Below are 17,778 nucleotides of genomic sequence, written 5' to 3' on the forward strand. Positions count from 1 at the left end.
ATACTAGGACTGATGGCGGTATATACAGTCTTATCTCAATGGCGCTAACAGCCACAGACAGAGGAAGCGGACTTGATACCTGTACCATAAACAGAGTATATCGACGAACGATCCACGCTGACAATGAGACGACAATTGGCATCCAACGAAGCGATCAAAGGCTAATTATTGCGATGCCGGTCAGCACCACCACTGCACCGGCAATCCGGCGTGCCAGATGATTTTCACGAAACAACCAGTACGAGAGAAGAGAGCCGACAATAATAGATGTTTCCCTGAGAGGAGCGACGAGTGCCAGTGGCATGCTCTGCATGGCTGTCAGCACAAGGATGTAGGCAAGTGGAGAACATACAGCGATGATAAGGATCGGAACTCTATCTACACGTACAGCCGTTGGGATTCGATACCGTCGTCGCATCGCACCAGGGGTCAGAATAAGACTCTGTAGCAGGAGTGTGCTGGCGTAGTAACTAACTGGATCCAGGTGCAGAGAGATTACCGAATAACCATCCCAGAGGGTATAGCCAGCGATGGCGGTGCCTGTCGCTGCCCCCCATATCATTCCTTTAAGTGGCCGGCTTCCGCTCCTGAATGGATTGCCGGTGACAACGAAAATACCAGCGATAACGAGAAGCGCGCCGAGTAAAGCGCTTGCTGAAAGCCGTTCCCCCATCAGAAGGGTTGCAAACAGTATCGTCAGAACCGGTCCGCTCCCCCGGGCAATCGGATAAACAACACCAAGTTCGGCGCGCTCGTAGCCAGCCTGCAAGATTAGAGAATAAGCGATATGAAGCGCAGATGAGATAACTGCCCCGACTGCGAGTCGCCAGTCGAGCTCCTGTTGTCCCTCAACTGTCAGAATGAGGCTGATCGGAACCCACAACAATGCTGAGGCACAGCTGTAGGCCCAGACGAACAAAAGTGTGTCTTCCTTCTTGTATTTTGAGGCTATATTCCATACTGCATGAGCTACTGAAGCAGTAAGAATCATCGCAACCGTGCTGAACTGCATCAGGACATATCCGGCAAATCAATACCCGCTCGTTCAGCCCGGCGACTTTGTTCTTTATCCCGCAGAGTGAGGGCAGCGACCAGCGTATCAATAACGACTAGCTGGGCCAGTCTACTGCCGGCAGCGGCCATCTGTGCCGGTAATGGCGCTCCGCCAACCACGAGCGAAACGTTGGCGAGTGTCGCCAGTGGTGTATCGTACTGGTTAGTTATTGCGATAAGCGATGCTCCGGCCGAGGATGCGGCATCAGCAACGGCGAGTGTGGATGATGTGCGACCTGTCGAGCTGACGACGATCATCACGTCGCCTGAACCGAGTAGGCGGGCAGCAATCATCGCTGATAAATAATCCTGGATACTGATGGTTATCACACCAGCCGTCCGCAGACGAAATACAGCATCAGCGGCAACCGTCGCAGAGGGGCCGGCACCAAATGCAAATACCTGGCGTGCGCTCTGGATTAAATCGACCGCCTCATCAAGGGCGGAGATTTCAATAGCACCACTGAGCGCAGTCAGCGCGTCTGCACCAGCACGAACTGATGTTTCCAGCACCGATGCCAACGTCGCATCCGCTGTGAGAACTTCAGGCGGTGCAAAGAACCGGGCAGTACCACGAGCCCGGGCAATCTCTATCTTAAGTTCAGTGAACCCGGTGAACCCAATCGCTCGTGCAGCGCGTATTACTGTCGGCGGTGATACACCTGCGCGGGTGGCAACCTGTGCTGTCGTGCTTGTACCGACAAACAAAGGATCGACAAGCAGGAGATCGACAACTTTAGCCTCACTTGCAGCGAGGTCGCCGCTTCGGGCGTGAATGCTGCCAAGCCATTGCTGTAACCGCTGCTCGCTTTCTGAAACTCTGTTACCATTTTCATTTTTCATGTGTAATATATTACATTCCCTTTGCGAAGGGCACAACCATCACGTAAGTAGATTCTGTTAAAAGGAGTCCGCATCATGAACACTGAAATCAAGACGGTTGTCGCTGTTGTTGGTCCGGGTGCCATCGGCACCACAGTCGCGGCGGCGTTACACGAAGTCGGCCGCACACCATTGCTGTGTGGACGTACTCCCCGCGATCACCTGACCCTGCAAGACGGCGACCGCTTTATCACCGTACCCGGTCCGGTACAGACGAATCCGGCGCAAATTACTCGCACAGCCGATCTTGTCTTTCTGGCAGTCAAGTCCACACAAATCGACGCGGCAGCAGAATGGCTCAGGGCGTTGACCGGCCCGGAGACGGTTGTATGCGTGCTTCAGAACGGGGTCGAACAGCTGGACAGGCTCGCGACGTACTCTCTGCCCGGACAGATTGTCCCCGCAGTCGTGTGGTTTCCCGCACAGGCGCAGTCAGATGGCTCAGTACGCTTGCGTGGCGACGCGCGCCTGAGCCTTCCAGACACGTCAGCTTCCTTCTTAGTGGCAAAAGCGCTACAAGGCACGCGGTGCTCCGTAGATTTGGCCGCAAACTTCAGCTCCCTGGCCTGGCGCAAACTGATGCAGAACGCGGTGGCTGGACTCATGGCGCTCACGCACCGCCGCTCGGGCATGTTCGCCCGCGCTGACATCGCCAGGCTTACGCTGGCTTATTTACAGGAATGTCTGTCCGTGGCACGGGCAGAAGGAGCAGAACTCGGCGACGAAGTGCCGCAGGAGATCCTCGACAAGTTCCGGGCGGCTCCCGCAGACATGAGCACTTCCATCCTTACGGATCGAGAAGCAGGCCGACCGCTCGAATGGGATATCCGCAACGGTGTCATTGCGCGTCGCGGCCGGGTTCACAGCATTCCAACGCCTGTCAGCGACATCCTGGTGCCGCTTCTTGCGGCTGCTAGCGATGGCCCAGGTTGATCCCAGGCAGATGATCGCGCTATTACTTCTCTTCTGCCTGGCCCTCGGTGCCGGTGTGCTCAGCGGTGTCGTCGGCACTGGTTCGTCGCTAATCATGCTCCCCGTCCTCGTCACCATATACGGGCCAAGGATTGCAGTGCCTGTTATGGCGATCGCCTCCCTTTTCGGCAACATCGGACGGGTGATTGTCTGGTGGCATGAGATTCGTTGGCGACCGGTGTTTGCCTATTCGTTCGCGGGAGTTCCTGCGGCTGTTCTCGGGGCGCACACGTTACTTACGATTTCTCCTGGCACAGTGGAGGTATTCCTGGCAGCTTTCTTCCTTGCGATGATCCCGCTGCGCCGTCTCATCAGACGATCGAACCTCCACTTGAATCTCTGGCACATGAGTTTTGCCGGGGCGATTGTCGGGTTTCTGACAGGATTCGTGCTCTCTACAGGGCCGCTCAGTGTGCCAGTATTCACCGGCTACGGAATGAGTGGCGGCGTATTTCTGGGATCAGAGGCGGCAAGCGCAATCCTGCTCTACGCTGGCAAGTTAGCTACGTTCGGTATATCGGGCGCACTCGCACAGCCTGTCCTCACACATGGACTTGCCATCGGCATCGCATTGTTCGTCGGTTCGATGATTGCGAAACGTCTCGTCCAGAAACTCCAGACGCACACGTTCGAGCTTCTCATTGATGCCGTTCTCGTAGCTGGGGCAGTAGGGATGATCCTTGCTCTTAAATGAAATGGCACGCCAGGGCTGACGGGGCAAGCGTGTTGTTATCGTATAACAGCTTTCTACAGGCAGCGACGGGGTGGGATGATGGGTCTGACAAGCTATTAGAAATGAACAAAGCCGTACCAGGGTATGCTGATACAGCTTTTTGTTATGGGTCATGCCGCTTCGTTGTTTTTATCCCGTCCTGTGTTAAAAGGAGGTACGTATGCGACCCGGCATATATCAAGATAATCCGACCACCACTGCATCATCGCCTTGCGGGCTTCCAGATGCTCAGCCTTATGAATGTAAGCCAGACGCACGGTGTTGCGCTCCTGGTGACTCATCTGGCGTTCCACTGCATCTTGCGACCATAGACCAGACTCCATCAGGGCACTGCATGCCATCGCCCGAAAGCCATGACCACAGATGTCTTTTTTCGTGTCGAATCCCATCAGGCGCAGTGCTTTATTGACCGTGTTTTCACACATCGGCTTGTACGGGTTGTGGTCGCCGGGGAATACCAGTTCATAAACCCCGGATATTTCCTTAATCCGTTTCAGAATAGCTATAGCCTGCTGTGAGAGGGGCACGATATGAGCAGTGCGCATTTTGGCACCACGCCCGGAATAACGCACATCTGGAATGGGTTCTCGCGTCGCGGGTATTGTCCAGACCCGGTTTCTGAAATCAATCTCTGACCAGCGGGCAAAGCGCAGTTCACTGGAGCGGATGAACACATGCAGCGTCAGCAGGACGGCCAGCCGCGTCAGTTCACGGCCCTGATGATATGCCTCAATGCGTTCGAGCAGTTCAGGCAGCCGCTCCAGCGGTAGGGCGGGGTAATGCCGTCTGGCAGGAGGTGTTGTCACGCCTTCAAGGTTTGCAGCCGGATTGTTATCGATTAATCCCTGGTGGAGCGCATGGCGCATGATGTTACTGACGTGCTGCCGCGTGCGGGACGCGACTTCCAGCAGGCCTTTTTCTTCAATTCCTTTCAGCAAATTAATGAAATGCCGGGGTTTAAGTTCGGTAACTGACAGATATCCGATAACCGGAAAGACATGATTGTTCAGGCTTGCGAGCAGGCGGTCAGCGGTATTCTGCGACCATTTTTTATTGCTTTTATGCCAGGCCAGCGCCACGGTTTTAAACACCTTCTCAGTTGGGCAGGCACCGCGTTCTGCGGCCCGCTGCATTACCGGGTTGATGTTCAGCGCCAGCATCTTACGGATACCTTCGCGCTGCTGGCGGGCATCAGACAGTGAGACGGCAGGATAGGCACCCAGTGCAATGCGGGATTCTTTACCGTTAATACGGTACTTGAGATACCAGTGACGGGAACCGCTAGGTTTGACCAGCAGATACAGACCGTGGGAATCGGAGACTTTATAGGGTTTATCGGTGGCTTTGAGAGTGCGAATCTTCGCGTCGGTAAGGGACATATGGGGGTCACTCCATTATCGAACTAACCTGACCCCAGATTTGACCACCAATTTTTCCCGATGCGAAGGGTAAAATCAAAATGCACCGGGAAGAGTTTTCACGCTAACCTCTTGAATCAATATCAGATAAGGATTCGCAAAGATGCATGCAAACAGGAAATTGGCTCCTCTGACTGGACTCGAACCAGTGACATACGGATTAACAGTCCGCCGTTCTACCGACTGAACTACAGAGGAATCGTGTGAACGGGGCGAATAATAGCGAGGCGCCGTCGGCATGTCAAAGGCGGATTACACATTCTGTGACTGTTTGCTTACAGAATGCGCAACCCGTTGAGTTTTTTGGCAGATTTAGCCCTCTGGCGCTCGCTGCAGGCGCAGCTGATAGCGGTAAACGCCGGCGGTGAGCAGGTAATCCCGGTGCACGCTCGGGCTCCAGGAGTCGTCGCCGCCCACTCCCATGTGGAAGCCGTCCAAGTGCAGCCAGGTGCCTGCTTCCGGCTGCAGCAGATGCTGGTGGCTGCAGGCCATCAGCTGTTGCAGGCCGTAGCGGCTGAGCGAGAAGTGGAAGCGGCCGTCGATGCGCCAGCCGCCGTAGCGCAGGCTGCGGGTGTCACAGCGCAGGCCGTTCTCGCCGGGGAAAATATACGGCGTATGCAGATCCGCCAGCGGCAGGCGCCAGCGCCCGTGCTGCGCGGCCAGGCGGCGATCCGGGTAGTTCTCGTGTGGGCCCAGGCCCAGCCATTCCGCCTGCGGCTGCACCGTCGCCAGTTGGCAGTGCAGGCCGATGCGCGCCGGCGGCGGCAGGGCGTCGGCCACCTCGACCTCCACGTTCACGCTCACCGCGCCCAGCGCGTCGAACAGCCACTGTTTGCGGCTGATCAGCAAAATCTCCCCTTCCACGCCGAACTGGTGTTCGCTCACCACCCGCACGCCGTTTTGCAGCGCATCCGCCTGCAGCCGCGTGCAGCGCTCTTCCAGCCGGTACAGGCCCGCCAGCTTCCAGCGTTCGACCCAGGCGTTGGGATCGATATGGTTCGCCTCGCTGACGCCGATGTCGTTATCGATCGGCGCGCGCGCAAAGCCGTCGCGCAGCGGCGTCAGCAGCTGCGGCTGCTCATTCTGCCACCACTGCGTCAGATGGCCGCTGCTGCGCTCGAAGCGCCAGCGCTGGTCGCCGTGGGTAAGCGTCAGCCCTTCATCATTTTCAATCAGCGTTGGCGGCACGCCCTGCGCCGGCGGCGGCGCGGGATGCAGCGCGCGCGGCACCCGCCACTGATCCCAGGCGCAGCGGTGGTGCGCTTCAGACCAGTCGGTGGCCTGCGGTTGCACCACCTCCACGTTCAGCCACAGTTCGCCGGGCTGATGCAGCATCGGCAGCCGGTCGAGCAGGGTGAAGCTAGCGCTGCCCTGCGGCGGCAGCGCCAGATCGAGACTGCCGCTGGCGCGCTCCACGCCGTCCAGCTCCAGCCGCCAGTTGAGCTGCTCGTTGTCGGTGTGGCGGAACAGGTAGTCGCTGGTGACGGTCAGCGTCAGCGAGGCGGCGTCGAAGGCGAAGCGGAACAGCTGCTGCGCCCGCTGCGCTTCGAACAGCGCCGGGTGCGGGGTGCGATCCGCGAACACCAGCCCGTTCAGGCAGAACTGGCGATCGTTGGGGGTGTCGCCGAAGTCGCCGCCGTAGGCCCAGAATTCTTCGCCGCGTTCGTCGCACCGGATCAGCGCCTGATCGACCCAGTCCCAGACAAAGCCGCCCTGCAGGCGCGGATGTGCGTGGAACGCGCGCCAGTAGCGCTCAAAGCCGCCGAAGCTGTTGCCCATCGCATGGGCGTATTCGCACAGGATCAGCGGGCGCTGTTCCTCCGGCAGGCCGATCCACTTGCCGATCGCCCATTTGGGCACCGCCGGGAACGGCTGATCCTGATCCACTCGCGCATACATCGGGCAGATAATGTCGGTGGCGGCAGTGTCGGCGCCGCCGCCTTCATATTGCACCGGGCGGGTCGGATCCTGGCTTTTCACCCAGCGGTACAGCGCGTCGTGGTTTACGCCGTGGCCGGACTCGTTGCCCAGCGACCAGATAATGATGCAAGGGTGGTTGCGATCGCGCTGCACCATGCGGGTGACGCGCTCGCTCATCGCCGGCAGCCACAGCGGATCGTCAGCCAGGCGGTTCATCGGCTGCATGCCGTGGGTCTCGATATTGGCTTCGTCCACCACGTACAGCCCGTAGCGGTCGCACAACCGATACCACAGCGGGTGGTTGGGATAGTGCGAGCAGCGCACCGCGTTGAAGTTGTTCTGCTTCATCAGCAGGATATCGTGGCGCATCGTCGCCTCGTCCATCACCTGGCCGTGGCGCGGGTGATGCTCGTGGCGGTTAACGCCGCGGATCAGCAGCGGCTGCCCGTTGAGCTTCAACAGCCCGCCGCTGATTTCCACCTGGCGAAAGCCGACGTCATAGGCTTCCACCTCGATAATCACCCCTTCGGGCGAGAGCAGGGCGACGGTGGCGCGATACAGCGCGGGCGTTTCGGCGCTCCACAGCGCCGGGCGTTCCACCGGCAGGCGCAGCGTGACGCGATCGTCATAGGCGCCGCGTTCGTCCACGATCTCGCTGCCGAGCGGCTGGGTGCGTTCGGCCACCCGCGCGCCATCGCGCCACAGCTGAACCTGCACCAGCAGCGGGCCGGGCCGGCTGGCGCGCGCCGTCACCACCAGTTCGCCGCGGGTAAAGCCGTCATGCATCGGGGTGGTGATGCGCACATCGCTCAGGTGCGCGGCGGGTTTGTGCAGCAGGCTGACGTCGCGGAAGATGCCGCTCATGCGCCACATGTCCTGATCTTCCAGATAGCTGCCGTCGCACCAGCGCAGCACCATCACCGCCAGCCGATTTTCACCCGGCTGCAGCCACGGGCCGAGATCGAACTCCGCCGGCAGGCGGCTGTCCTGCGAATAGCCGACCCAGTGGCCGTTGCACCATAAATAGAACGCCGAGTTGACGCCGTCGAAGATGACGCGCGTCTGGCCGGCGGCCAGCCAGGCCGGATCGACGTTGAAGGTGCGTGAATAGCAGCCGGTCGGATTGTCTTCCGGCACGCGCGGCGGATCGACCGGGAACGGGTAGCGCACGTTGGTGTAAATCGGCGCGTCGTAGCCGGCGAGCTGCCAGTTGCTCGGCACCGCCAGCGGGGCGGCGTCCGGCAGATCCTGCTGCAGCCAGCTCTCCGGCGCCGCCTCTGGGCGCGGGAAATAGCTGAAGCGCCACTCGCCGTTCAGCGACCGGCGGCTGGCGCTGGGGGCGTCATCGCGCGCGTCTTCCACCGTGCGCCAGCTGGCGAACGGCGGGTGAGCGTCCAGTCGGCGGTAGTGGGTGCAGGCCGGGTTTTGCCAGTCACGGCGGGCGAGGATTTCGGTCAGGGAAGCATGGGGCGCAGCAGGCATCGGCGATCGTCCAGTCGTCTAGGTGATGCTCACCAAGATGCTGACCGTCGCATAAAAAGTAAAGCGGTTACACGCAACCTTGCAAGGGCGATCAAATAACCGTTAATGCGGTTCGCCGGCGCGGTAGATCCGCTGTGGGCGGCCGACCTTGCCGTAAATGATCTCGGCGCGCAGCTGCTGTGCGGCGGTGCAAAACTCCAGATAACGGCGCGCGGTGGTGCGGCTGAGCCCCATTTTTTGCGCAACGCTTTCAGCGGTGTGGCGCGCGGCGGGTTCGGCGAAAAGCGCGCGGATCTTGCCCAGCGTCAGCTCGTCGATGCCGGCGGGCAGCGCCGCCTGCTGCTCGCCGCGGGCATAGGTGTTGAACATCTCGTCGATGCGGCGCTGGTTGAGGCGCGCTTTGTCCTTCAACGCTTCGCGGCGCTGGCTGAAGCGCTGCAATGTCTGGCTCAGCCGGTCATAGGCCAGCGGTTTGATCAGGTAGTCGAACACGCCGTAGCGCAACGCCTCGGCCACGGTGGCCATGTCGCTGGCGGCGGTGATGAACACGATGCCGCCGCGATACCCGCTCAGCGTCAGTTCGCGCAGCAGGGTGATGCCCTGGCCGTCGGGCAGAAAGTTGTCCAGCAGGATCAGGTCCGGCTTGAAGCGCTCGGTCATGGCGCGCGCCTGCGCCAGGGTGCCGGCCAGCCAAATCTGGCGGCAGCCGCCGTTCTGGCGGATAAACTCCGCGTGCATCTCCGCCAGCGGCGTTTCGTCTTCAACGATCAGGATGTTCAGCCATTCCATAATGAAACCTACTATTGCAATCAAGATGCTAAATGAATGTAAGTAAATTGCGGCGCTAAATAAAGATTATCTCAATAATAAACACCATAAGATTAATTAAGCAAATAAAGAACATTAAATAACTTATTAACCGGGAACGGTTTGTGAAATAGGTCAATAATTGGCGTTTTTTTTCTGTTTACCATTGATTTATCGAACGCGAAACGGCGTTTATCTTCATGGTTTTTAAGGTTTTAATTGCCGTCATTGATGTTAATTAAAATGCCTTTTTGTATTTAATTTGTTGTGTGCCAGTTAACCCAGAGAGCGTGTTATGTTAGGCGATGCCGTATTTAATCGGGTAAAGCGATCGGATCATAAAGCGATTTCGGAAATAAGTGCCTTCTTGCGCAGTAACGATCTGAATATCGACACCACGGTTGAAATATTTATTACTGTTACCCAGCACGACAAATTGGTCGCCTGCGGCGGCATCGCCGACAATATTATCAAATGCGTCGCCATCAGTCCGCTGATGCGCGGCGAAGGGTTGGCGCTGGCGCTGGCGACCGAGCTGGTGAACCTGGCCTACGAGCGCCACCACACCCAGCTGTTTATCTACACCAAGGTGCAGAACGAGCCGCTGTTCCGCCAGTGCGGTTTCTACCCGATCGCCACCGTGCCGGGCATCGTGGTGCTGATGGAAAACAGCCCGTGCCGCCTGAAGCGCTACGCCGCCCAGCTGGCGAGCCAGCGCCGGCCGGGCGAGACCATCGGCAGCATCGTGATGAACGCCAACCCCTTCACACGCGGGCATCAGTATTTGGTGCGTCAGGCGGCCAAACGCTGCGACTGGCTGCACCTGTTTCTGGTGAAGGAAAACACCTCGCGCTTCAGCTATGAAGACCGCCGCCGGCTGGTGCTGGCCGGCACTGCCGATATCCCCAACCTCACGGTACACGAAGGCTCGCAGTACGTGATCTCGCGCGCCACCTTCCCCTGTTACTTCATCAAGGATCAGGGCGTGGCCGACGACTGTTACACCGAAATCGATCTGAAGATCTTCCGCCAGTATCTGGCGCCCGCGCTGGGCATTACCCACCGTTTCGTCGGCAACGAGCCGTTCTGCGCGGTGACCGCGAAATACAACCGCGACATGCGCTACTGGCTGGAAACGCCGGCGCTGCCCAGCCCGCCGATCGCGCTGGTGGAAATCGAGCGTTTGCAATATCAGGGCACGGCGATCTCCGCCTCCTGGGTGCGCAAGCTGCTGGCGGCGGGGGACTTCCACGCCGCCGCGCCGCTGGTGCCGCCGGACACCCTGTACTACCTGCAGGATCTGCAAACGCAGCGCCGGGCCAAGGCGGCCCCGCATCCTTTTGAGTCCGCACAATCAGGTGAATGATGAAAATTATCCGAGAAGCAATGGCCGGCACGCTGGAATCCAGCGATGTCATGGTGCGCATCGCGCCCGCCGAGGGGCCGCAGCACGATCTGTTGATCGCCAGCAGCGTGGAAAAACAGTTCGGCGCGGCGATCCGCCGCACCCTGCTGGAGGTGCTGCAGCGTTATGAGGTGGAGCCGGTGCAGGTGATCGTCGACGACAAAGGGGCGCTGGACTGCGTGCTGCGCGCCCGGCTGGAAACCGCGCTGATGCGCGCCTGCGAGAGCGGCCAACTGCCGTGGGAGGCGAAAGATGAAAACGCTGAATAAAACCCGGCTGCGCCGCAGCATGCTGTTCGTTCCCGGCGCCAACGCGGCGATGGTCAGCAACGCCTTTATCTATCAGGCCGATGCGCTGATGTTCGATCTGGAAGACTCGGTGATCCTGCGTGAAAAAGACGCGGCGCGCCGGCTGGTGTACCACGCGCTGCAGCACCCGCTGTACCAGGAGGTGGAAACCATCGTGCGCGTCAATGCGCTCGACTCCGCCTACGGCCTGGCGGACCTGCAGGCGGTGGTACGCGGCGGCGCGGACATCGTGCGCCTGCCGAAGACCGACAGCGCGCAGGACGTTGTCGACATGGAGCGCGAGATTGCCGCCATCGAGGCGGCCTGCGGCCGGCCGGTCGGCAGCACCGGGCTGCTGGCGGCGATCGAATCGGCGCAGGGCATCACCAACGCGGTGGCGATCGCGCACGCTTCGCCGCGTCTTATCGGCATCGCGCTGGGGGCGGAAGACTATGTGCGCAACCTGCGCACCGAACGCTCGCCGGAGGGCATCGAGCTGTTGTTCGCCCGCTGCTCGCTGCTGCAGGCGGCGCGCGCCGCCGGCATTCAGGCGTTCGACACCGTCTACTCCGACGCCAACAACGAAGCCGGCTTCCTGCAGGAAGCGGCGCTGATCAAACAGCTCGGCTTCGACGGCAAATCGCTGATTAACCCGCGCCAGATTGAGCTGCTGCACAACCTGTACGCGCCGACCGCCAAAGAGGTGGCGCACGCGCAGCGGGTGGTGGACGCCGCCGAGGCGGCGGAGCGGGAAGGGCGCGGCGTGGTGTCGCTCAACGGAAAAATGGTCGACAGCCCGGTGATTGAACGCGCCCGGCTGGTGCTGGAGCGCGCCGCGCTGTCCGGCTTACGGGAAGAACCGGCGCAGCACGGGGAGGAAGCATGATGAACCGCCAACAACGATTGATGACCTTCGCCAACCCGGCGGATCTGCCGGGCTATCAGGACGTGTCCAAAGCCAACCTGCAGGCGCGCAAACCGCGCGATCTCAAGCTGTGCGACTCCTTGCAGGAAGCGGTGCGCCGCAGCGGGCTGCAGGACGGCATGACCATCTCCTTCCACCATGCGTTTCGCGGCGGCGATCTGGCGCTCAATCAGGTGATGGAGACGCTGGCGGCGATGGGGTTCCGCAACCTGACGCTGGCCTCCAGCTCGCTGACCGACTGCCATGCGCCGTTGGTTGAGCATATCCGCCACGGCGTGGTGAGCCGCATTTACACCTCCGGGCTGCGCGGCCCGCTGGCGGACGCCGTTTCGCGCGGCCTGCTGGCGGAGCCGGTGCAAATTCACTCGCACGGCGGCCGGGTCAACCTGATTGAATCCGGCGAGCTGAAGATAGACGTGGCCTTCCTCGGCGTGCCGGCCTGCGATGAGTTCGGCAACGCCAACGGCTACAGCGGTGAAGCCTGCTGCGGCTCGCTCGGCTATGCGCGGGTGGACGCCGAGGCGGCGGGCACCGTGGTGCTGCTGACCGAGCAGCTGGTGCCGTATCCGCATCATCCCGCCAGCCTGGCGCAGGATCGGGTGGATCTGATCGTGCAGCTGGAGCGGGTGGGCGACGCCGACAAGATCGGCGCCGACGCCACGCGCATGACCTCGAACCCGCGCGAGCTGCTGATCGCCCGCCGCGCCGCCGAGGTGATCGCCGGTTCAGGTTACTTCACCGAAGGGTTTTCGCTGCAAACCGGCACCGGCGGCGCCTCGCTGGCGGTGACCCGTTTCCTGGAGGACAAGATGCGCGCCCGCGGCATTCGCGCCGCGTTCGCCCTCGGCGGCATCACCTCGACCATGGTGGATCTGCACGAGAAAGGGTTGATCGGCAAGCTGCTGGACGTGCAGAGCTTCGATCGGGCGGCGGCGACCTCGCTGGCGCGCAACCCGCGCCATATCGAAATCAGCGCCAACCAGTACGCCAACTTCAGCTCCAAGGGCGCGTCGGTCGATCGGCTCGACGTGGTGGTGCTGAGCGCGCTGGAAATCGACACCGGCTTCAACGTTAACGTGCTGACCGGCTCCGACGGCGTGCTGCGCGGCGCGTCCGGCGGCCACTGCGACACCGCCGCCGCCGCGCGGCTGGCGATCATCGTCGCGCCGCTGGTGCGCGGGCGCATCCCGACGCTGGTGGAGCAGGTGACCACCTGCGTCACGCCGGGTTCCAGCATCGACATTCTGGTGACCGACCACGGCATCGCCGTCAACCCGGCGCGGCCGGAGCTGGCGCAGCGCCTGCGGGAGGCCGGGCTCGAGGTGGTGAGCATCGACTGGCTGCGCGCCCGCGCGCTGCAGCTGACCGGCGAACCGCAGCCGATCGCCTTTACCGACAAGGTGGTGGCGGTGGTGCGCTACCGCGACGGCTCGGTGATCGACGTGGTGCATCAGGTGGCGGAGTAACCGATGGCCGCCGTCGATCCCCAACTGGCCGCCGAACGCGCGGTCAGCCTGCCGGAGCTGCTCACCAGCCGCGAATGCCGCCAGGCGCGCCAGCAGGCGTGGCTGGCGCAGCACGAGTGCACGCTGCTGGTGCTGACGCTGGTCGTCCCCGGCCCGGTGAAGGACAGCGCGCTGACGCGCGGCATCTTCAACCTCGGGTGGGCGGCGCTGCTGCGGCTGTGCGCCGAGCAGGGCTGGCCCAGCCCGCAGGCCGAGGCGCTGGCGCTTTCCACCGGCTGCGAAGGGTTTGTGGCGCTGCGCGCCGACGCCCAGCGGGTGAAAGATTGCGCCATGCAGCTAGAGGTGAGTCGCCCGATCGGCCGGCTGTGGGATATCGACGTGCTGGATGCGCAGGGGCGCATTTTGTCGCGCCGCGACATCGGCCTGCCGGAACGGCGCTGCCTGCTGTGCGGCCAACCGGCCAAGATCTGCGCCCGCCAGCGGCGGCATGGCAGCGAGCAGCTGCTGCAAGAAATGGAAAGGATGTTCAACGATGCGATCTCTGCCGATTAATCCACCCGCCCGTCGCACCGAGCCGGCCTGCGACTTCGCCCGCGCCGCTTTCCGCGCGCTGCTGGTGGAGGTCAACCTCACGCCCAAACCGGGGCTGGTGGATCGTCATAACACCGGCGCCCACCGCGACATGGATCTCGGGCACTTCTACCGCAGCGCCCGCGCCATCGGCGTGTGGCTGCCGCGCTTTATCCAACGCGGACGGGAAGACGCGGCTTTGCCGGCAGAGCAGCAGCTGGCGCGGCTGCGGCCGCTCGGCATGGCCTGCGAAAACCAGATGTTTCGCGCCACCGGCGGCATTAACACCCACAAGGGCAGCGTGTTCTCACTCGGGTTGCTGTGCACCGCCTTCGGCCGCCTGCAGCAGCAGAGCCGTGACATCGGCGCGGAGGCGCTGTGCGGCGAGGTAGCGGCGATGTGTCGGGGGCTGGTGGACCGTGAGCTGCGGCGCAACAACGCCGGGCAGACCGCCGGCCAGCGCTTGTTCGCTGCGTATGGCCTCAGCGGCGCGCGCGGCGAGGCGGAGTCCGGTTTTCGGTTGGTGCTTGACGGCGCGCTGCCGCTGTATCGGCAACGGCTGGCCGCCGGCGGCGACGAACAGCGGGCGCTGCTGGACAGCCTGCTGTGGCTGATGGCCCACAACGATGACACCAACGTCGCCTCGCGCGGCGGCCTGCGCGGGCTGCGCTGGCTGCGGTGCCGGGCGGCCTGGCTGCTGGCGCAGGGCGGCTCGGCGGGGGAAGCGGGCCTGGCGCGCCTGCGGCGCTTCGATGCCGACTGCATTGCCCGCAACCTCAGCCCCGGCGGCAGCGCCGACTTGTTGATAGTGACCTGGCTGCTGGCGCAGCTGGGTGCCCAAGAATAATAACCAAGCCTTCAGGAGAGTCCCTATGTCACAAACCCAGGAAAAGATCTGGAAAGCGATAGCGCCGCTGGCGGTGCTCGCGATCCTGTTATTGATACCGGTGCCCGACGGCATGCCGCCGCAGGCGTGGCACTATTTCGCCATCTTCGTGGCGATGATCGTCGGCATGATTCTGGAGCCGATCCCGGCCACCGCCATCAGCTTTATCGCGGTGACCGTCAGCGTGCTCAGCGCCAACTGGGTGCTGTTCGGCGCGCAGGAACTGGCGGAGCCGGGCTTCAAGGCCGGTAAAGAGGCGCTGAAATGGGGGCTGGCGGGCTTCTCCAGCACCACCGTCTGGCTGGTGTTCGGCGCCTTTATCTTCGCGTTGGGCTACGAGGCCACCGGGCTGGGGCGGCGCATCGCGCTGTTCCTGGTGAAGTTCATGGGCAAGCGCACGCTGACGCTGGGCTATGCGGTGGTGATCATCGATATTCTGCTGGCACCATTCACGCCGTCCAACACCGCGCGCACCGGCGGCACGGTGTTCCCGGTGGTGAAAAACCTGCCGCCGCTGTTCGATTCCTTCCCTAACGATCCCTCTTCGCGCCGCATCGGCGGCTACCTGATGTGGATGATGGTGGTCGGCACCAGCATCAGCTCCTCGATGTTCGTCACCGGCGCCGCGCCGAACGTGCTGGGCATCGAGTTCGTCGGCAAGATAGCCGGGGTGCACATCAGCTGGATGCAGTGGTTCCTGGCGTTCCTGCCGGTCGGCCTGCTGCTGCTGATCATCGCGCCGCTGATCTCCTACTACCTGTACAAACCGGGCGTGACCCACAGCAGCGAAGTGGCCGCCTGGGCGGATACCGCGCTGGGGGAAATGGGCAAGCTGACGCGCAAGGAGTACACCCTGATCGGCCTGGTGCTGCTCAGCCTGTGCCTGTGGGTATTCGGCGGCAAGGTGCTGGACGCCACCGCGGTGTGCCTGTTGGCGGTGTCGCTGATGCTGGCGCTGCACGTGGTGTCGTGGAAAGAGATCACCAAATACTCCAGCGCCTGGAATACGCTGGTTAACCTGGCGACGCTGGTGGTGATGGCCAACGGCCTGACGCGCTCCGGCTTTATCGACTGGTTCGCCCAGACCATGAGCACCCACCTGGACGGCTTCTCGCCGAACATGACGGTGGTGGCGCTGGTGCTGGTGTTCTACTTCGCCCACTACCTGTTCGCCAGCCTGTCGGCGCACACCGCCACCATGCTGCCGGTGATCCTGGCGGTCGGCAAGGGGTTGCCGGGCGTGCCGATGGAACAGCTGTCGATGCTGCTGGTGCTGTCGATCGGCATCATGGGCGTGCTGACGCCGTACGCCACCGGGCCGGGGGTGATCATCTACGGCTGCGGCTATGTGAAATCGAAAGACTACTGGCGCCTGGGCGGCATTCTCGGCGTGGTGTACATCGCCGCGCTGCTGCTGATCGGCTGGCCGATCATGAGCCTGTGGTACTGAGTTGACGCACAGCGGCCGCCGCCCGGTGGCCGCTGGTACGATCTTTTCCCGTGAACCCTGTCACACACTTGTCACACTAACCCCGCCATCATACGCAGGCAAACGCTAACACCTTAAAAATAATCATTTTCCGGGAGCCTCTGCGGATGAGAAAAAAAACGTTATTGCTGTGCCTGCCCTTGTTATTCACCGGGAACGCGCTGGCGGACGCCGGCGGTTATCAACTGGAACAGGTGCTGGTGATGAGCCGCCATAACCTGCGCGCGCCGCTGGCCAACAACGGCAGCGTGCTGGCGCAGTCCACGCCGAAGGCCTGGCCGGCCTGGGAAACGCCGGGCGGCCAGTTGACCACCAAGGGCGGGGTGCTGGAAGTGTATATGGGGCACTATTTCAACGCCTGGCTGAAGCAGACCGGCCTGTTGCCGCAAGAGGGCTGCCCGACCGCCGGCAGCGTGTACGTCTACGCCAACAGCCTGCAGCGCACGGTGGCCACCGCGCAGTTCTTCAGCAACGGCGCGTTCCCCGGCTGCGACGTCAGCGTGCACCATCAGGACAAGATGGGCGAGATGGATCCGACCTTCAACCCGATCATCACCGATACCAGCGAAGCCTTCAACCAGCAGGCGCTGGCGGCGATGAACGCCGCGCTGGGCTCGCTGAAGCTGGACGCCTCTTACCAACAGCTGGCGAAGATCATCGACTACAAGGATTCCGCCGCCTGCAAGACCGACAAACACTGCGACCTGACCAAAGAAGCCAGCGTGATGAGCGCAGTGCCGGGCAAAGAGCCGGGCGTCTCCGGCCCGCTGCGGGTGGGCAACTCACTGGTGGACGCCTTTATGCTGCAGTATTACGAAGGTTTCCCGATGAAAGAGGTGGCCTGGGGCAAAATCGTCACCCCGCAGCAGTGGAAGCAGCTGGCGCAGTTGAAAGACGGCTATCAGGATTCGCTGTTCACCTCGCCGGTGGTGGCGCAGAACGTCGCCAAACCGCTGCTGACCTACATCAACAACGCGCTGCTCGGCGAGCGCAAACCGGACGCGCCGAAGCTGACGGTGCTGGTCGGCCACGACTCCAATATCGCCTCGCTGCTGTCGGCCATGCAGTTCCAGCCGTATCAGCTGCCGCAGCAGTACGAGAAAACGCCGATAGGCGGCAAACTGGTGTTCCAGCGCTGGCGCGACGCGCAGAACAGCCGTGAATTGCTGAAGATTGAGTACGTCTATCAGTCCACCGAACAGCTGCGCAAGGCGACGCCGCTGACGCTGCAAACCCCGCCGCAGCGCGTGACGCTGGCGCTGAAAGGCTGCCCGATCGACAAAGACGGTTTCTGCGCCTGGAGCGATTTCGAAAAGACCATGAAAGGCATCTTGTAATGCCCAGCCTCTCTCCCGACCGCGGGGGAGAGGCCTCTCCCCATCCCGGCTAACGTGCCGCCGTACGAGCCTTAACGTCATTTATTTTGCCCAGGGTCATTGTTGCAGGCGGTTTCGGGGGCTAACATCATCAGCCTGCCTGCTTA

At 61.9% G+C, this 17,778-nt stretch carries 15 protein-coding genes and 1 tRNA gene; 10 read left to right on the plus strand and 6 right to left on the minus strand.

Annotation, left to right across the window (positions count from 1 at the left end; genetic code table 11):
* Nucleotides 1-154 precede the first annotated feature (154 nt).
* Both ACJ8PL_RS10400 and ACJ8PL_RS10405 read right to left on the minus strand, forming a co-directional pair.
* Nucleotides 155-1,012: a DMT family transporter gene (locus ACJ8PL_RS10400; RefSeq protein WP_047740689.1), complete on the minus strand. Its 858-nt coding sequence runs from the start codon at nucleotides 1,010-1,012 to the stop codon at nucleotides 155-157.
* Nucleotides 1,012-1,896 carry a MurR/RpiR family transcriptional regulator gene (locus ACJ8PL_RS10405; RefSeq protein ID WP_047740691.1) on the minus strand — a complete coding sequence of 295 codons (885 nt, stop codon included), beginning with the start codon at nucleotides 1,894-1,896 and terminating at the stop codon, nucleotides 1,012-1,014. The genes ACJ8PL_RS10400 and ACJ8PL_RS10405 overlap by 1 nt, the downstream gene beginning before the upstream one ends.
* A 75-nt stretch (nucleotides 1,897-1,971) precedes the next feature.
* Between ACJ8PL_RS10405 and ACJ8PL_RS10410 the strand changes: the two genes are divergently transcribed.
* Both ACJ8PL_RS10410 and ACJ8PL_RS10415 read left to right on the plus strand, forming a co-directional pair.
* Complete coding sequence (locus ACJ8PL_RS10410) at nucleotides 1,972-2,868, plus strand: oxidoreductase (protein ID WP_047739400.1); 897 nt, start codon at nucleotides 1,972-1,974, stop codon at nucleotides 2,866-2,868.
* A complete protein-coding gene (locus tag ACJ8PL_RS10415; RefSeq protein ID WP_197769051.1) occupies nucleotides 2,855-3,601 on the plus strand; it encodes a sulfite exporter TauE/SafE family protein in 747 nt (248 codons plus the stop codon). Before ACJ8PL_RS10410 ends, ACJ8PL_RS10415 begins: the two co-directional genes overlap by 14 nt.
* A 149-nt stretch (nucleotides 3,602-3,750) precedes the next feature.
* On the opposite strand, the gene ACJ8PL_RS10420 is transcribed toward ACJ8PL_RS10415, so the two are convergent.
* The 4 genes from ACJ8PL_RS10420 to dpiA all read right to left on the minus strand — a co-directional run bounded on the left by ACJ8PL_RS10420 (nucleotide 3,751) and on the right by dpiA (nucleotide 9,249).
* The gene (locus ACJ8PL_RS10420; RefSeq protein ID WP_047739401.1) at nucleotides 3,751-5,019 is read right to left on the minus strand and encodes a tyrosine-type recombinase/integrase; all 1,269 of its coding nucleotides are present in this window, start codon (nucleotides 5,017-5,019) and stop codon (nucleotides 3,751-3,753) included.
* 161 nt (nucleotides 5,020-5,180) lie between these two features.
* A tRNA-Asn gene (locus ACJ8PL_RS10425) sits at nucleotides 5,181-5,256 on the minus strand.
* A 114-nt stretch (nucleotides 5,257-5,370) separates the two neighbouring features.
* Nucleotides 5,371-8,460 (minus strand): beta-galactosidase, encoded by a 3,090-nt coding sequence (locus ACJ8PL_RS10430; RefSeq protein WP_079451571.1) that lies wholly within the window; start codon nucleotides 8,458-8,460, stop codon nucleotides 5,371-5,373.
* Between the two features lie 102 nt (nucleotides 8,461-8,562).
* The gene (gene dpiA / locus ACJ8PL_RS10435; RefSeq protein WP_004940807.1) at nucleotides 8,563-9,249 is read right to left on the minus strand and encodes a two-component response regulator DpiA; all 687 of its coding nucleotides are present in this window, start codon (nucleotides 9,247-9,249) and stop codon (nucleotides 8,563-8,565) included.
* A gap of 313 nt (nucleotides 9,250-9,562) precedes the next feature.
* Here dpiA and citC point away from each other — a divergent pair, with 313 nt between their 5' ends.
* The 8 genes from citC to agp all read left to right on the plus strand — a co-directional run bounded on the left by citC (nucleotide 9,563) and on the right by agp (nucleotide 17,632).
* Nucleotides 9,563-10,633 (plus strand): [citrate (pro-3S)-lyase] ligase, encoded by a 1,071-nt coding sequence (gene citC, locus ACJ8PL_RS10440; protein WP_028127715.1) that lies wholly within the window; start codon nucleotides 9,563-9,565, stop codon nucleotides 10,631-10,633.
* Nucleotides 10,633-10,941: a citrate lyase acyl carrier protein gene (gene citD / locus ACJ8PL_RS10445; protein WP_046687418.1), complete on the plus strand. Its 309-nt coding sequence runs from the start codon at nucleotides 10,633-10,635 to the stop codon at nucleotides 10,939-10,941. The genes citC and citD overlap by 1 nt, the downstream gene beginning before the upstream one ends.
* On the plus strand, nucleotides 10,925-11,845 hold the full coding sequence (citE, locus tag ACJ8PL_RS10450; RefSeq protein WP_016927085.1) for a citrate (pro-3S)-lyase subunit beta: 921 nt from the start codon (nucleotides 10,925-10,927) through the stop codon (nucleotides 11,843-11,845). The genes citD and citE overlap by 17 nt, the downstream gene beginning before the upstream one ends.
* On the plus strand, nucleotides 11,845-13,350 hold the full coding sequence (gene citF / locus ACJ8PL_RS10455) for a citrate lyase subunit alpha (RefSeq protein WP_028130661.1): 1,506 nt from the start codon (nucleotides 11,845-11,847) through the stop codon (nucleotides 13,348-13,350). Before citE ends, citF begins: the two co-directional genes overlap by 1 nt.
* Before the next feature lie 3 nt (nucleotides 13,351-13,353).
* Nucleotides 13,354-13,902 carry a citrate lyase holo-[acyl-carrier protein] synthase gene (citX, locus tag ACJ8PL_RS10460; RefSeq protein ID WP_033639902.1) on the plus strand — a complete coding sequence of 183 codons (549 nt, stop codon included), beginning with the start codon at nucleotides 13,354-13,356 and terminating at the stop codon, nucleotides 13,900-13,902.
* On the plus strand, nucleotides 13,883-14,767 hold the full coding sequence (gene citG / locus ACJ8PL_RS10465; protein ID WP_016927088.1) for a triphosphoribosyl-dephospho-CoA synthase CitG: 885 nt from the start codon (nucleotides 13,883-13,885) through the stop codon (nucleotides 14,765-14,767). The genes citX and citG overlap by 20 nt, the downstream gene beginning before the upstream one ends.
* A gap of 25 nt (nucleotides 14,768-14,792) precedes the next feature.
* The gene (locus tag ACJ8PL_RS10470; RefSeq protein WP_015378437.1) at nucleotides 14,793-16,256 is read left to right on the plus strand and encodes an anion permease; all 1,464 of its coding nucleotides are present in this window, start codon (nucleotides 14,793-14,795) and stop codon (nucleotides 16,254-16,256) included.
* 146 nt (nucleotides 16,257-16,402) lie between these two features.
* Nucleotides 16,403-17,632 carry a bifunctional glucose-1-phosphatase/inositol phosphatase gene (gene agp / locus ACJ8PL_RS10475; RefSeq protein WP_016927090.1) on the plus strand — a complete coding sequence of 410 codons (1,230 nt, stop codon included), beginning with the start codon at nucleotides 16,403-16,405 and terminating at the stop codon, nucleotides 17,630-17,632.
* The last annotated feature ends 146 nt before the right edge of the window (nucleotides 17,633-17,778 follow it).

Origin of the sequence: Serratia sp. CY83965, from assembly GCF_052166375.1 — a bacterium.
GTDB lineage: Bacteria > Pseudomonadota > Gammaproteobacteria > Enterobacterales > Enterobacteriaceae > Serratia > Serratia marcescens.

Bases quoted from the DNA above. Each gene is read 5' to 3' on its own strand.
- citG (WP_016927088.1), top strand. From the start codon at position 13,883: ATGCGATCTCTGCCGATTAATCCACCCGCCCGTCGCACCGAGCCGGCC.
- agp (WP_016927090.1), top strand. From the start codon at position 16,403: ATGAGAAAAAAAACGTTATTGCTGTGCCTGCCCTTGTTATTCACCGGG.
- ACJ8PL_RS10410 (WP_047739400.1), top strand. From the start codon at position 1,972: ATGAACACTGAAATCAAGACGGTTGTCGCTGTTGTTGGTCCGGGTGCC.
- citF (WP_028130661.1), top strand. From the start codon at position 11,845: ATGAACCGCCAACAACGATTGATGACCTTCGCCAACCCGGCGGATCTG.
- ACJ8PL_RS10470 (WP_015378437.1), top strand. From the start codon at position 14,793: ATGTCACAAACCCAGGAAAAGATCTGGAAAGCGATAGCGCCGCTGGCG.
- ACJ8PL_RS10400 (WP_047740689.1), bottom strand. From the start codon at position 1,012: ATGCAGTTCAGCACGGTTGCGATGATTCTTACTGCTTCAGTAGCTCAT.
- citX (WP_033639902.1), top strand. From the start codon at position 13,354: ATGGCCGCCGTCGATCCCCAACTGGCCGCCGAACGCGCGGTCAGCCTG.
- citE (WP_016927085.1), top strand. From the start codon at position 10,925: ATGAAAACGCTGAATAAAACCCGGCTGCGCCGCAGCATGCTGTTCGTT.
- ACJ8PL_RS10415 (WP_197769051.1), top strand. From the start codon at position 2,855: ATGGCCCAGGTTGATCCCAGGCAGATGATCGCGCTATTACTTCTCTTC.
- ACJ8PL_RS10430 (WP_079451571.1), bottom strand. From the start codon at position 8,460: ATGCCTGCTGCGCCCCATGCTTCCCTGACCGAAATCCTCGCCCGCCGT.
- dpiA (WP_004940807.1), bottom strand. From the start codon at position 9,249: ATGGAATGGCTGAACATCCTGATCGTTGAAGACGAAACGCCGCTGGCG.
- ACJ8PL_RS10405 (WP_047740691.1), bottom strand. From the start codon at position 1,896: ATGAAAAATGAAAATGGTAACAGAGTTTCAGAAAGCGAGCAGCGGTTA.
- citC (WP_028127715.1), top strand. From the start codon at position 9,563: ATGTTAGGCGATGCCGTATTTAATCGGGTAAAGCGATCGGATCATAAA.
- citD (WP_046687418.1), top strand. From the start codon at position 10,633: ATGAAAATTATCCGAGAAGCAATGGCCGGCACGCTGGAATCCAGCGAT.
- ACJ8PL_RS10420 (WP_047739401.1), bottom strand. From the start codon at position 5,019: ATGTCCCTTACCGACGCGAAGATTCGCACTCTCAAAGCCACCGATAAA.